The organism is Rhodococcus sp. NCIMB 12038, from assembly GCF_002165735.1.
Lineage (GTDB): Bacteria > Actinomycetota > Actinomycetes > Mycobacteriales > Mycobacteriaceae > Rhodococcus_F.
Genome location: NZ_NHML01000010.1, coordinates 14,319 through 27,285, shown reverse-complemented (window position 1 = coordinate 27,285; position 12,967 = coordinate 14,319). Strand labels below are relative to the sequence as shown.

The window sequence follows — 12,967 nt, the reverse complement described above, 5'->3', positions numbered from 1 at the left end:
GTCCACGCAGAGCCAGCTATCGACTAGCTATTCAGCCGGGTGGAATTGCGGCGACAGGTGCTCGTGGACGGCGATCCACCCCGAGCCTTCGCGGTGCCGGAACATGATCGTCTCGCGTTCGTCGAGTTCGACCGTTCCGGACGAGTCCCGCACGGTGGTGCCCACCCGGTGCGTCAGCACCGCGACCTCCGGGGCCGGGAACGTGACGTTCTGCTCGCTGGAACGGCACGCCAGGACGCGGAACCCGTCCGACTCCCACTCGGTCCACAGGTCGCGGTAGGCGTCGCGACTCGGCAGCGGCACCGGGTGCGTGTAGAAGACGAACGTCGCGTCCGGGCTGAACGACGAGAAGTAGGCGGTCGTGTCGTGTTCGCCGAACGCCCGGATCAGTGCGTCGATCGTGTGCTGGAGGTCGGCGGTGTTCGTGTCAGCCATGAGCGTGGGTCTCCTCGAGCGCCAGTGCGGCTTCGCTGTCTTCGATGAACCGTTCCTCGGTGCCGAGGTCGAGCGAGCGGGACAGGGCCCAGTACGCGATCCCGGACACCGCGAGTCCGACCGCGAACGCGACGTCGACGTCACCGAGGGCCGCGGCGATCGGCCCGACGTAGAACGGCAGCACCATGAACGGAACGGAGGCGACGATGCCGGCGAAGAAGGCGGTCATACCCCGCCACGACCACATGCCGTACAACCCGTCGGGCGTGAACAGGTCGGTGATGGCGTAGTGCCCGCGGCGCACGAAGAAGAAGTCGGTCAGATTGACGGCGGTCCAGGGCACGAGGAGATACAGCATGATGAGCAGCGTCGTGTTCAGGACGGTCGTCGAATCGGTGAACAGCAGGCTCAGTACCAGCCAGATCGCCGCCAGCGCGAGCACGGTCACTACCCGGATCCGGCGGGAGGGGGTGACCTTCCGGAAGGAGTCGATGCCGGTGATCACGGTCAGCATGCCGCTGTACGCGTTCAGGCCCATGGTGGCCACCAGCACGAGCGTCGCGACGAGTGCGAGCACACTGCCGAGGAGCGGGACCACCGAGTTGCCCGCGTCGTGGATCCCGGCAAGTGCATCCGTGGCCCCCAGTCGGGTGGCCATCCACGCGCCCACCGGGATCAACCAGACCGGCGACGCGGACGCGCCGAGGAACACGGCCGACACGATCGCCGACGTCCGGGTGTTGCGCGGCAGGTACCGCGAGTAGTCCGACACGTACGGCGCGTAGGTGATGTTGTACGAGGCCGCGACGCTGAACTGCGCGATGAACGCCAGCAGGGTGAACCCGCCCGTCGCGGCGCCCGCGTCGCCGCCGGCGTGCCCGAACACGACGCCCCATGTGAGTACGGCCCACAGCGGCAACGACAGCCAGAACAGCACACGGAACGACAGGTGCAGCAGATCGTGGCCGAAGATCGCGAGCAGGGTCGCGACCGCGGTGATGACGACGGCGACGACGGCCGCGTTCCACCCGAAGATGCTGTGCAGTCCGGTCTTGATGATGACGACGTCGACGACGTTGAAGCCGACGTAGGTGAACAACGTCCCGATCAGGGCGAGGACCACACCGCGATACCCGAACTGCGCGCGCGACTGCACCATCTGGGGGAGTCCGAGGACCGGCCCCTGTGACGCGTGGAACGCCATGAACAACGTGCCGAAGAAGATGCCGAGAATGCCCGCGACGACCGTCCAGCCCAGCGACAGGCCGAGGGCCGGGCCGACGAAGCCGATGGCCACCGTGAAGGGCTGGAAGTTTCCGACGAACCAGAAGGGGCCCTGGTCGCGGACCTTTCCGTGGCGTTCGTCCTCGGGGACGTAGTCGATCGAGCGGGTCTCGATGGTGCCACCGAGGGTCGCGGCGGTGTCGCCGGAGTGATCTGTCACTGAAACTCCTAGAAGGTGCGTGGCTCTGATCACTACTCTGCGCACTGCACCCCGCCCCGCACCAGAGGCGAGATGTACAGTTCGTCTATTACGGTTGGGCAATACGTACAAGGGGTTGCCGGTGATCACCGTCCAGGACGTCCTGTCCGCCCCCACTTTGCGGCTCACGTCGATGAGCGGGACGGCGGGGGTGAACAACCCCATCACCGCGGCCCACGTCTCCGAGTTGACGAGGCCGCGGGACTGGTTGCAGGGCGGCGAGTTGCTGATGACCGTCGGCCTCATGCTCCCGACCACCGAGTCCGGGTGCCGGGACTACGTGCGGGACTGCGTCGCGGGTGGGGTCGCCGCACTGTGTCTCGGCCTGGGCCACGGGCTGCCCTATCAGGCGCCACCGGCGCCGCTCGTCGCGGCGGCGCGGGAATTCGGCGTCCCGCTGCTCATCGCTCCCGACTCGGTGCCGTTCATCGCCATCACCAAGTGGATCTTCTCCCGGATCGCCGAGGAGGAGAAGCGCGCGCTCGAGGACGCCATCGAACTCAGCTATCAGCTCACCGCGGTCGCGGCCGGACCGTCGCCGCTGAGCGGACTGCTCGGCACGTGGCGTTCCGTCAGCGGCTCACTCTGCGCGGTGCTCGACGCGTCCGGCGGGGTCGTCCAGCTCTCCGACGGCGTCGATGCGGCATTCCTGGAGGACGCCCGGTATCAGGTCGGTCGCTACACCACCCGCGCGAAGGGCTGGACCGCGTTCGGCGGCGCAGGCAGGAGGGAACTCGAACTGCACCCCGTGCGCATCGAGAACCCGCTCGCCTTCGTGGTGCTCGAACGGTCGGCCGACAGCGCGCTGCGTCACGCGTCGAATGTTCTCGTCTCGCTGCTGTCACTGGAACTCGAACGCCGGCACGTGGCAGGCGAACCGGAACGGCAGCGGCGGGCGGCGGCGCTGGCGCAACTGCTGCGGCCCGGCCTCCGGCGGGAGCGCGCACATCAGATCGCCGCCGGCATCGGGCTGTCCCGGGACCCGCTGCAGATCGCCGTGGTGCGCTCCACTCCCGAGGCGGTGGCCGACCTGACCGCCCGGATCGGTTCTGCCCTTCCGGATTCCGTCCTGAGGCAGCGCAATTCGGACATCGAGATCGCGCATCCCGAGTCCGCCGGGCTCGCGGAACGACTGTCCGGCGTCGCCGAGGGATGCGCGATCGGGATCGGCGCACTGGTTCCCGTCGACGCGCTGGCGGTGTCGGCCATGCAGGCGCGATCGCTCGTCGCCGTCAGTGCGCGACTCGGCCGGGCCGTCGACGCCAAGGAAGGGGAGACTGTCCAGTTGCTGCTGCGCCTCGGCTCGGCCGACGTGCTCAGCGGCTTCTCCACCGCCGTCCTCGCACCCCTCGATCAGCTCGAGCCGCGCGAACGCGTCGAACTCCAGAGAACCCTCGAGGAATGGCTGCGCGCCAACGGGGCATGGGACCCCGCGGCGGCCGCCCTCTCCGTGCACCGCAACACCGTCCGGAACCGGATCGACAAGATCGCGGCGCTGACCGGGCGGAACCTCGACCAGGCCGACGACCGCATGGAACTGTGGCTGGCGCTCAAAGCCAGGGCGGTGACCCCGTCGACCGACGAACCCGACTGACGGTCACGCCCGGACCAGGATCTTCACCGCCGTGTCGTTGTGCTCGATCAACGTGGTCAGCCCCTCGGAGACCAGGTTGTCGAGTTCGATCCGGCCCGTGATGAACGGGGCCAGGTCGATCACCCCGCTGCGGACCATCTCGATCACCGCCCCGTGGTCGCGGACGTAGGCGATGGTGCCGCGCAGGTCGATCTCCTTGAGGACGAGTTTCTGCATGTCGACCGTCGCGGGCTTGCCCCAGATCGACACGTTCACCACCACCGCCGCGGGGCGGACGGCGTCGAGGATGGTGTCGAGGACGGCGTTCACCCCCGCGCACTCGAACCCGAGATCGGCGCCGACGCCGCCGGTCAACTCGAGCACCCGGGCCTTCACGTCCTCCGACGACGGGTCGACGACGTGATCGGCGACCCCGCTGGACAGCGCCTTCTGCTTCCGGGCGTCGCTGAGTTCGGTGACGATCGTGGTGACACCCAGACCCTTCAGGACCGCGGCGACCAGGAGTCCGATCGGCCCGGCACCGCCGACCAGCGCGACGTCGCCGGCCTCGGCCCCGCTGCGGACGACCGCATGATGCGCGACGCTGAGCGGTTCGATGAGGGCCGCCTCGTCGAGCGGGATGTCGCCGATCTTGTGCACCCACCGGCGGTCGACCACCACCTTCTCGCTGAGTCCGCCTCCGCCACCGGCCAATCCGATGAACCCCATCTTCGTGCACAGGTGATAGTTGCCCGCCTTGCAGGACGCGCACTCGTTGCACACGAAGTACGGCTCCACCACCACGTTGTCGCCCACCGCGACATCGGTGACGCCCTCACCGACCTCCTCCACCGTCCCGGAGAACTCGTGGCCCATCGTCACCGGCGCATTCTCGTGCGACAGCGGATGCGGATGCCCCGGCGGGGAGATGAAGATCGGGCCCTCCAGGTACTCGTGCAGGTCGGTGCCGCAGATGCCGCACCACCCGACCCGGAGTTTCACGGTGCCCGGCCGCAATTCCGGTTCGGGGATGTCGTCGATCCGGATGTCGCGTCGTCCGTGGAACCGTGCTGCTCTCATGGATCCGCCCTCACCTCGTTGTGAACGTGCTGATGGGCCGAACGGTACGACGCCGCAACGCGGCCGGGAAGGGTTGCACTGCGTTGCAATCCGACGACGACTGTGTGACGTTCACCGGCGGATAGCTGGTTTGGCCGGATCTGCGGGTACCTTCGAGAGGAAAGACTGGTTCGATCTGGGGGAGTGAGGCATGGCACGCATACGCACGGCGGCTGAAGCTGAAATCAATGCCGCCGAGCAGATGCAGAAGCTCGGTTACGGCGACGCGACAGCGCTACTCGGCGGCACGGACGGCGGCATCGACGTCTACTCGTCGCGCGCGTACGCGCAGGTGAAGTGGCGTGGCGGCAGCGCAGGCAAATCGGATCTCGAGAACCTCTACGGCACCCGCGGAACCAGCCACGCCCGGAAACTCCTGTACTTCTCCGGCCCCGGATACACCGACGAGGCCGTCGACTACGCGGACGCCGTCGGCATCGCCCTGTTCCGGTGCGAACCCGACGGTGAAACCCCGCCGCTCGGTGCCCACGCCCCGAAACTGGTGACCGCCGCGCGTAACTCGACGGTTGCGGTGGCCCCGTCCCCGCCGCCCCCACCCGAGCCCGAGTCGCCGGCGCGCATCGTCGCCCGCAACGCATGGGCGATGGTCGCCGGCTTCTTCGGCGCGCACTGGCAGCTCCTCGGCGCCGTCCTCTGCACGATCGTCCTCATGATCGCCCCCTTCGGCGAAGGGAACGTCGGGCTCCGGGTCTTCGCGACCATCCTCGCCGTCGTCGGCGCACCGGTGTTCTGGCTCCTCTTCGTCCAGCACCGGGGCGCGTCGCGCAGATAGTTCGACTCCGCAAATGCGAGAACACCACCGTCGGTAAATACCGGCGGTGGTGTTCTCGTTGCGGATTCGGGAGGCGGGTCAGTTCGCGGTCGGCAGCGACTTCAGCGATGTGACGGTGGCGACGCAGGCCCGTGCGGCCTCGGCGCCCTTCTTGACGAAGTGCTCGCCGAAGTAGGTGAGGTGCTCGTCGTGCTCGTGGAAGTGGTGCGGGGTCAGCACAACCGAGAACACCGGCACATCGGTGTCGAGTTGCACCCGCATGAGGCCGTCGATCACCGCGGTCGCGACGAACTCGTGCCGGTAGATGCCGCCGTCCACGACGAGCGCGGCCGCGACGACGGCGTCGTAACGCCCCGTGAGGGCGAGGCGGCGTGCGTGCAGCGGGATCTCGAACGCGCCCGGCACCTCGAAGAAGTCCAGGTCGTCCTTCGAATAGCCCAGCGTGGTCACCTCGTCGGTGAAGCCGTCGCGTGCGCGGTCGACGATGTTGCGGTGCCACGTGGCCTGGATGAACGCGATTCGTCCCTGACTCTCACTCATGGTCTGAAACTACTGCACCGGTCCTAGCGGTGTGAACGGGGCAGTGCCGTCGACCGGCCCCACCCGGAGTCGTCGGTGAGGTGCTCGAGCAGCGGCTGAATCCGGTACGGCAGCGGACTCGTCAGCGCGATGGTCGTCGTCGAATGCGTGATGCCGGGCAGGTTCGCGATCTTCTCCAGCAACTTCTGCAGCTCCGCGTGCGTGGACGTGGCCACCCGCACCAGCAGGTCCTCCCGGCCGGTGGTCGCGTGGATCTCGATGACCTCCGGCAGGTCGACGAGCCGGTTGCCGACGGCGGTCAGCTTGCCCTGTTCGAGTTCCAGTCCGACGAACGCCTGGATGGGAATGCCGACCTCGGCGAGGTCGAGGTTGGGGCGGAAGCCGGTGAGTAGGCCGCTGGTCTCCATGCGCTTCATCCGGGACTGGACGGTGTTGCGGGCGACGCCCAGCGAGTTGGCGAGTTCGGCCACGCTCATGCGTGAGTCCTGGCCGAGCAGTCCGAGCAACTGCACGTCGAGCTTGTCGATGCTGAGCACTTTGGGTACCTCCGGGAAGTGACCACCGTCACCTGTTGCGTGAACTGATCAGTTGATCCGATTTGCGTTGACCAAATCATAGAGCAGATACAGGATCAAGCTCACGAAATGCTCAACGCGACGGATCGGGAATCGCAATGACTCAGTTAGACGACGCTCGCACCAGTGCAGCATCCTTTGATCTCGCCGACCGATACCGGGCCGACTCTGGTCCGGTGTTGATGACCGGTGTCCAGGCCATTGCCCGCCAGCTGGTGGAGCAGCACGAACGTGACCGCCGCGCGGGCCTGAACGTCGCAACGTTCGTCTCCGGCTACCAGGGCAGCCCCCTCGCCGGCCTCGACCGCACCATCGCCGCCATCCCCACGCTGAGCACCGACCACGACGTGAAGTTCGTGCCCGGCATGAACGAGGAACTCGCCGCGACGTCCGTCTGGGGCAGCCAGGTGGACCTCCCGCAGGGCGAGCGCACCCACGACGGCGTCGTCGGCGTCTGGTACGGCAAGGGTCCCGGCCTCGACCGCGCCAGCGACTCCATCCGGCACGCCGCGATGTACGGCGCCAACGCCCGCGGCGGCGTCCTCGTCCTCGTGGGCGACGACCCCAACGCCAAGTCCTCCACCATCCCCTGCGCCAGCGAACGGTCCATGGCCGCGATGGGCATGCCCGTGTTCTTCCCGCGCAACGCCGAAGAGGTCATCACGTTCGGCCTCTACGGGGTGGCGCTGTCGCGGATCTCCGGCTGCTGGTCGGGCATGAAGATCGTCGCCGACGTCGCCGACGGACTCTGGACCCTCGACCGCGACTTCGCCGGCCTCGACATCGTGCTCCCCGAGATCGAGTGGAACGGCAAGCCGTGGTCGTACCGGCAGCGCGTGCTCGCGTCCCCGCCCGACAGCGTCTACGCCGAGGCCGACCTCTACGGACCGCGCTGGGCGATGGTCGAGGCATTCAACGCCGCCAACGACATCGACGCGATCGAGGTCAACCCGCGCACCGCGTGGCTGGGCATCGCCGCTGTCGGCACCGCGTACGACTCGCTGCGCCAGGCCCTGCTCGACCTCGGGCTCGGCGACTCCCAGCTCGAGGACGCCGGCATCCGCATCCTCCGGGTCGGCATGCCCTACCCGCTGGGCGCCGACAAGGTTCGCGAACTCGCCGACGGCGTCGAGCAGGTCCTCGTCGTCGAGGAGAAGATGCCGTTCGTCGAGTCCCAGCTCAAGGAGATCCTCTACGGCGGCACCAGTGCACCCGCCGTGCTGGGCAAGAAGAACGCGCAGGGCAAGAACCTGATCCCCGTCGACGGTGAACTGACCGCCGCCCGGCTCACCGGACCGTTGCGACGCGTCCTGAAAGACCGGGTCGCGCTGACCCCGGCCCCGCCGCCGCGCCTCGAACTGACCGTCCTCCCGACGTCGCGCACCCCGTACTTCTGCTCCGGTTGCCCGCACAACCGCTCCACCGCGGTGCCCGAGGGATCGATCGCGGGCGGCGGCATCGGCTGCCACACCCTGGTCACGATGTCCGGCCGCACCGACAGCGCCGTCACGATGCTCACCCAGATGGGCGGCGAGGGCGCGCAGTGGATCGGGCAGGCCCCGTTCAGCGACGTCAAGCACATGTTCCAGAACGTCGGCGACGGCACCTACTTCCACTCCGGCCAGCTCGCCGTGCAGGCGTGCGTCGCGGCCGGCGTCAACATCACGTACAAGGTGCTCTACAACTCCGCGGTCGCGATGACCGGCGCCCAGGACGCCGAGGCCGGGCTGACCGTGCCGCAGCTGACCCACAAGCTGGCGTCCGAGGGCGTCAAGCAGATCATCGTCTGCGCCGAGGACCCCAAGCGGCACAAGGGCGCCCACTTCGCCGCCAACACGCTGCTGTGGGACCGCACCCGGCTCGACGAGGCCCAGCGCGTCCTGCGTGACATCGAAGGCGTCACCGTCCTCATCTTCGACCAGCAGTGCGCCGCCGAGGCCCGCCGCAAGCGCAAGCGCGGCAAGCTGCCCGCCCGCCGCACCCGCGTCGTCATCAACGAGGCCGTCTGCGAGGGCTGCGGCGACTGCGGCGTCAAGTCGAACTGCCTGTCCGTGCAGCCCGTCGACACCGAGTTCGGCCGCAAGACCAAGATCGACCAGACCAGCTGCAACACCGACTACTCCTGCCTCGAGGGCGACTGCCCGTCGTTCGTGACGGTCGAACTGCCCGAGGAGGGCGCGCCGAAGACGCTGCGCGAGATCCCGGTTCCGCCGGAGGTCGGCGACCCCGATCCCGCCGTGTGGACCGGAACCCACAACCTGTTCATGGCCGGTGTCGGTGGCACCGGCATCGTCACCGTCAACCAGGTGCTGGGCATGGCCGCGCTGCGCGCCGGGCTGCACGTCGAGGGACTCGACCAGACCGGCCTCAGCCAGAAGGCCGGACCCGTCACGTCGCACCTGCGGCTCAGCGACCAGAAGACGCGGTCGGGAAGCTCGGCACCGTCCAACCGGATCAGCCCCGCCACCGCCGACTGCGTCCTCGCGTTCGACCTGCTGACCGCCGCCGACGCCAAGTACGCCGGGTTCGGCAGCTCCGACCGCACCATCACCGTCGCGTCGACGAGCCAGACCCCGACCGGCGACATGGTCTACGACCCCGCCGTCCGCTACCCCGACGAGGACAAGCTGCTCGAGCGTCTCGACGTCTCGGCCCGCGAACTCACCGCGATCGACGGGCTCGCCGCCGCCACCGCGCTGTTCGGCAGCACCGCCGCCGCCAACTTCCTGCTGGTCGGCGCCGCCTACCAGGCCGGCGGGCTGCCCGTCCCCGCCCGGTTCATCGAGGAAGCCCTCGAGATCAACGGTGTCGCCGTCGAGTCCAACAAGGCCGCCTTCCACTGGGGACGCGTCGCCGTCGCCGACCGGGCCGCGTTCCTCGCCGCCACCAGTTCCGCCGCCGTGGCGCAGCGCAGCGACTCCGTCGTCCCGGCCCACCTGTTCGCCGGGTCCACCCTCGACGGCGTGACCCGTGAGCTCACCGAACGCCGGGCCGCGAACCTCGTCGCCTTCCAGGGTGACCGCGTCGCCGCCCGCTACATCGCCCTGGTGCAGCAGGCGTGGGACGCCGAGCGCGCACTGGGCGACCGGACCGAGTTCAGCGAGGCCGTCGCCGCCGGGCTGCACAAGCTCACCGCGTACAAGGACGAGTACGAAGTGGCCCGGATGCTCACCGACCAGGCGTTCCTCGACGCCGCCGCAGGCGAGGTCCCCGGCGCGGGCAAGCTCACCTACAAGCTGCACCCGCCGGTCCTCAAGGCCATGGGTCGCAAGACCAAGATCGGATTCGGCCCCCGCTCGCACGTCGCGCTCAAGACCCTCGCCAAGGCGAAGTTCCTGCGCGGCACCGCGTTCGACCCGTTCGGCTACGCCAAGGTCCGTCGTCTCGAGCGTCAACTGCTCGCGCACTACGAGGCCACCGTCGCCGGCCTGATCGCCGACCTCACCGCCGACACCTACGACACCGCCACGCTGATCGCCGCGACTCCCGACCTCGTCCGGGGCTACGAGGACGTCAAGCTGCGCAACGTCACCGTCTACCTCCAGCGTCTCGCCGAACTCGGCGTCGACACCTCCACCATCACCATCGCCACCCCTTCGGAAAGGTCCTGAGAAGACATGACTCTCACCGCGGAACGTCACGCCACCGCACCGCTCCAGAACGCCGGAGTGTTCGAACGGACCGATTTCCCCACCGACACCGCGCACGAGCAGGTGACGTTCTTCCAGGACCCCGCCACCGGACTCAAGGCGATCGTCGCGATCCACGACACCACCCTCGGACCGGCGCTCGGCGGCACCCGCTTCTACCCCTACGCCGACGAGGCCGCTGCCCTCAAGGACGTCCTGCGGCTGTCGCGGGGGATGACCTACAAGTCGGCGATCGCCGGAGTCGACCTCGGCGGCGGCAAGGCCGTCATCATCGGCGACCCGGCCACCGCCAAGTCGGAGGCGCTGCTCGAGGCGTACGCCCGCTTCGTGCAGACACTCGGTGGGCGGTACATCACCGCCGGTGACGTGGGCACCAACTCCGACGACCTCGACGTGATGGGCCGCGCCACCGACTACGTCGTCGGACGCAACACCGCCGCAGGCGGGTCCGGCGACAGCGCCCCGATGACCGCCCTCGGCGTGTTCCAGGGCATGCGCGCCGGCGCCCAGGAGAAGTGGGGCACCGCGAGCCTCGCCGGCCGCGTCGTCGGGGTCGAGGGCGTCGGGAAGGTCGGCTACCAGCTGATCAAGCTGCTGCTCGCCGACGGCGCCTCGGTGGTCGCCACCGACGTCAACGCCGCCGCACTCGACCGCGTGGCCACCGACTTCCCCGACGTCAGGATCGCGTCCAGCGTCATCGACCAGGAACTCGACGTCTACGCACCCTGCGCGATGGGCGCCACCCTCACCGACGAGTCCGTCGCCGCGATCACCGCCCAGGTGATCTGCGGGGCCGCGAACAACCAGCTCGCCCACCCGATCGTCGAGCACGACCTCGGTGACCGCGGCATCACGTGGGTCCCCGACTACGTCGCCAACGGCGGTGGGCTCATCCAGGTCGCCGGTGAGCGGCTCGGAACGTCCGCCGACGACGTCCGCGCGCAGGTCGAGAAGATCTTCGCCACCGTCGTGCAGATCCTCGACGTCGCGAAGCGGGACGGCATCCTCGCCGGCGCCGCAGCCGACGCCGTCGCCGAGGCCCGGATCGCGGCAGCGAAGTAGGCGCTTCGCGCTCGTGCGCCTTTTTGGTTGCTCCCACAACCAGAAAGGCGCACGGGCGCGTAGCGCCTAGGCCGTCAGCCGGCGGTGCAGCTCCCAGGCATTGCGCTCGACGCGGTTGGATTCGAGCATCCCGTCGGCGCGGACGTTCCACACCGCGGTGCCGATCAGGTGGATGGGCTGCCCGTCGGATTCGGTGCCCATGAAGCCGCGATTGCGGCCGGTCATCTCCCAGAGCGATGCGACGCGGGAGCCGTCCTCGTTCTGGAACGTTTCGACGGGGATGAACTCCAGATCCTCGACAGTCGACTGGAACTTCAGCACCCATTCCTTGAAATCGGCCCGGCCGCGGATCGTCTCGCCGCCGCTGACGATGACGAAATCGTCGACCACGAGCTCGTCGATCGCGTGGGGGTCCTGGGGTGACTGCCACACCCGGGCCCAGAAATTCTCGACAGCGTGAACTCCGTGTTGATGGGACATGCGTTTTTGCCTCTCTCTGGCTTGGATTTTCCAAGTTAGCATGGGTATGGCGAGGTAGAGCCGTCGTTTTCTCACGATGTGACCGGCTGCGTCAGTCGCCCGCGGGCGCCGGTTCTCCGCGCTGCACGTGAAGGGTCGATGCGGACACGCGCCGGCCGTCGTCGGTAACGAAGGACAGGGACACGGCCTCGCCGGTGGTCTCGTCGCTGTATTCGGGGGAGGTGCTCCCCGGGCGCGGCAGGTGGTCGCGACCGAACTGGCCCAGCGCCCCGATCACGACGTGCAACTGCCGTCCCTTCTCGGTCAGCACGTACTCCTGACGTTCCCGCGACCCCGCCTGGCGATACGCGCGGCGCTCGAGTATGCCCTCGTCGACGAGCAACGCCAGCCGGGCGGTGAGCACATCGGACGCGATGCCGAGGCTGCGCGTGAACTCCGAGAATCGGCTGAGACCCCAGAACGCGTCACGGACGATGAGCAGCGTCCACCGGTCGCCCAGGACCTCGAGCGCACGCGCGATGGAACAGCGGGCAGGCGTGGCCGAGGACGGACTCATATGACGAGAATAGTCGCGTCAAGCTTGGCAGGTCCAAGCCAGCGTCGCCGTCCGTCCGTCCGTGCGTGGGGAACGAGTGCAGAGACTCCTCAACCACGCACGGGTGCGGAGCGCCTCACGCCCGCATCCCGATGATGACGGCGTCGAGGAACTCGTCCGCGATCTCCTCGGGCGTTTCCGCGCCGCCGGGGGTGATCCACAGGTAGCTGTAGTTGAACATGCCCAGCAGGCCCTTGACCATCAGCCGCGGGAGCACGCGGAAATGCCCGTCGCGAATGCCCTGTTCCAACGCGTTCCGCCAATGGGATTCGTAGCGTTCACGTTCGGCGATGATGCGATCACGACGCTCGTCCGTCAGTGCGTGGTACTCGCGGAAGAAGACCGTCCACTCGGCGCGGTGTTCGGCGATGTTGCGCATCAGCGCCCGGGCGAGGCCGCGCAGTCGTTTCTCCGGATCGGCCTCGGACAGCGCGAGTTCGTCGGCGACCGTGTTCATCTGGGCGAGTTGCCTGCTGCTGATCTCGTAGAGGATGGCCTCCTTGCTGCCGATGTAGTGGTACAGCGCCCCGCGGCCGAGCCCGACCGCCGTGCCCAGGTCGGCGATGCCGGTGCCGTGGTACCCCGACTTCGCGAACAATTCGGCAGCCACCTGCAGGACCCGGTCCCGGTTGGCGTCGTACTTGTCGCTCATCGAAGGGCCC

At 68.4% G+C, this 12,967-nt stretch carries 12 protein-coding genes; 4 read left to right on the top strand and 8 right to left on the bottom strand.

The window, feature by feature from the left end:
* Positions 1 to 27: 27 nt before the first annotated feature.
* Both CA951_RS16595 and CA951_RS16590 read right to left on the bottom strand, forming a co-directional pair.
* A complete protein-coding gene (locus CA951_RS16595; protein ID WP_087557884.1) occupies positions 28 to 435 on the bottom strand; it encodes a nuclear transport factor 2 family protein in 408 nt (135 codons plus the stop codon).
* Positions 428 to 1,879: a cytosine permease gene (locus tag CA951_RS16590; RefSeq protein WP_087557883.1), complete on the bottom strand. Its 1,452-nt coding sequence runs from the start codon at positions 1,877 to 1,879 to the stop codon at positions 428 to 430. The genes CA951_RS16595 and CA951_RS16590 overlap by 8 nt, the downstream gene beginning before the upstream one ends.
* 121 nt (positions 1,880 to 2,000) lie before the next feature.
* On the opposite strand from CA951_RS16590, the gene CA951_RS16585 reads away from it, so the two are divergent.
* Complete coding sequence (locus CA951_RS16585) at positions 2,001 to 3,512, top strand: PucR family transcriptional regulator (protein WP_087557882.1); 1,512 nt, start codon at positions 2,001 to 2,003, stop codon at positions 3,510 to 3,512.
* Positions 3,513 to 3,515: 3 nt separating this feature from the next.
* Here CA951_RS16585 and CA951_RS16580 read toward each other — a convergent pair whose 3' ends face one another.
* Complete coding sequence (locus CA951_RS16580) at positions 3,516 to 4,571, bottom strand: 2,3-butanediol dehydrogenase (protein ID WP_087557881.1); 1,056 nt, start codon at positions 4,569 to 4,571, stop codon at positions 3,516 to 3,518.
* Positions 4,572 to 4,761: 190 nt separating this feature from the next.
* Here CA951_RS16580 and CA951_RS16575 point away from each other — a divergent pair, with 190 nt between their 5' ends.
* Positions 4,762 to 5,403, top strand: a complete 642-nt coding sequence (locus tag CA951_RS16575; RefSeq protein WP_087557880.1) for a restriction endonuclease — start codon at positions 4,762 to 4,764, stop codon at positions 5,401 to 5,403.
* Between the two features lie 78 nt (positions 5,404 to 5,481).
* Here the strand turns inward: CA951_RS16575 and CA951_RS16570 are convergent, their stop codons facing one another.
* Both CA951_RS16570 and CA951_RS16565 read right to left on the bottom strand, forming a co-directional pair.
* Positions 5,482 to 5,943 carry a 6,7-dimethyl-8-ribityllumazine synthase gene (locus CA951_RS16570; RefSeq protein ID WP_087557879.1) on the bottom strand — a complete coding sequence of 154 codons (462 nt, stop codon included), beginning with the start codon at positions 5,941 to 5,943 and terminating at the stop codon, positions 5,482 to 5,484.
* Positions 5,944 to 5,966: 23 nt separating this feature from the next.
* On the bottom strand, positions 5,967 to 6,479 hold the full coding sequence (locus CA951_RS16565; RefSeq protein ID WP_072945874.1) for an Lrp/AsnC family transcriptional regulator: 513 nt from the start codon (positions 6,477 to 6,479) through the stop codon (positions 5,967 to 5,969).
* A 137-nt stretch (positions 6,480 to 6,616) separates the two neighbouring features.
* On the opposite strand from CA951_RS16565, the gene CA951_RS16560 reads away from it, so the two are divergent.
* Together CA951_RS16560 and CA951_RS16555 are read left to right on the top strand one after the other, a co-directional pair.
* The gene (locus CA951_RS16560) at positions 6,617 to 10,129 is read left to right on the top strand and encodes an indolepyruvate ferredoxin oxidoreductase family protein (RefSeq protein ID WP_087557878.1); all 3,513 of its coding nucleotides are present in this window, start codon (positions 6,617 to 6,619) and stop codon (positions 10,127 to 10,129) included.
* 6 nt (positions 10,130 to 10,135) lie between these two features.
* On the top strand, positions 10,136 to 11,230 hold the full coding sequence (locus CA951_RS16555) for a Glu/Leu/Phe/Val dehydrogenase dimerization domain-containing protein (protein ID WP_087557877.1): 1,095 nt from the start codon (positions 10,136 to 10,138) through the stop codon (positions 11,228 to 11,230).
* Positions 11,231 to 11,296: 66 nt separating this feature from the next.
* Here CA951_RS16555 and CA951_RS16550 read toward each other — a convergent pair whose 3' ends face one another.
* The 3 genes from CA951_RS16550 to CA951_RS16540 all read right to left on the bottom strand — a co-directional run bounded on the left by CA951_RS16550 (position 11,297) and on the right by CA951_RS16540 (position 12,957).
* The gene (locus tag CA951_RS16550; protein ID WP_087557876.1) at positions 11,297 to 11,710 is read right to left on the bottom strand and encodes an ester cyclase; all 414 of its coding nucleotides are present in this window, start codon (positions 11,708 to 11,710) and stop codon (positions 11,297 to 11,299) included.
* A 91-nt stretch (positions 11,711 to 11,801) separates the two neighbouring features.
* Positions 11,802 to 12,266: a helix-turn-helix domain-containing protein gene (locus CA951_RS16545; RefSeq protein WP_087557875.1), complete on the bottom strand. Its 465-nt coding sequence runs from the start codon at positions 12,264 to 12,266 to the stop codon at positions 11,802 to 11,804.
* 115 nt (positions 12,267 to 12,381) lie between these two features.
* Positions 12,382 to 12,957 (bottom strand): TetR/AcrR family transcriptional regulator, encoded by a 576-nt coding sequence (locus CA951_RS16540; RefSeq protein ID WP_087557874.1) that lies wholly within the window; start codon positions 12,955 to 12,957, stop codon positions 12,382 to 12,384.
* Between the last annotated feature and the right edge of the window lie 10 nt (positions 12,958 to 12,967).

Bases quoted from the DNA above. Each gene is read 5' to 3' on its own strand.
- CA951_RS16595 (WP_087557884.1), bottom strand. From the start codon at position 435: ATGGCTGACACGAACACCGCCGACCTCCAGCACACGATCGACGCACTG.
- CA951_RS16580 (WP_087557881.1), bottom strand. From the start codon at position 4,571: ATGAGAGCAGCACGGTTCCACGGACGACGCGACATCCGGATCGACGAC.
- CA951_RS16575 (WP_087557880.1), top strand. From the start codon at position 4,762: ATGGCACGCATACGCACGGCGGCTGAAGCTGAAATCAATGCCGCCGAG.
- CA951_RS16570 (WP_087557879.1), bottom strand. From the start codon at position 5,943: ATGAGTGAGAGTCAGGGACGAATCGCGTTCATCCAGGCCACGTGGCAC.
- CA951_RS16560 (WP_087557878.1), top strand. From the start codon at position 6,617: ATGACTCAGTTAGACGACGCTCGCACCAGTGCAGCATCCTTTGATCTC.
- CA951_RS16555 (WP_087557877.1), top strand. From the start codon at position 10,136: ATGACTCTCACCGCGGAACGTCACGCCACCGCACCGCTCCAGAACGCC.
- CA951_RS16550 (WP_087557876.1), bottom strand. From the start codon at position 11,710: ATGTCCCATCAACACGGAGTTCACGCTGTCGAGAATTTCTGGGCCCGG.
- CA951_RS16545 (WP_087557875.1), bottom strand. From the start codon at position 12,266: ATGAGTCCGTCCTCGGCCACGCCTGCCCGCTGTTCCATCGCGCGTGCG.
- CA951_RS16540 (WP_087557874.1), bottom strand. From the start codon at position 12,957: ATGAGCGACAAGTACGACGCCAACCGGGACCGGGTCCTGCAGGTGGCT.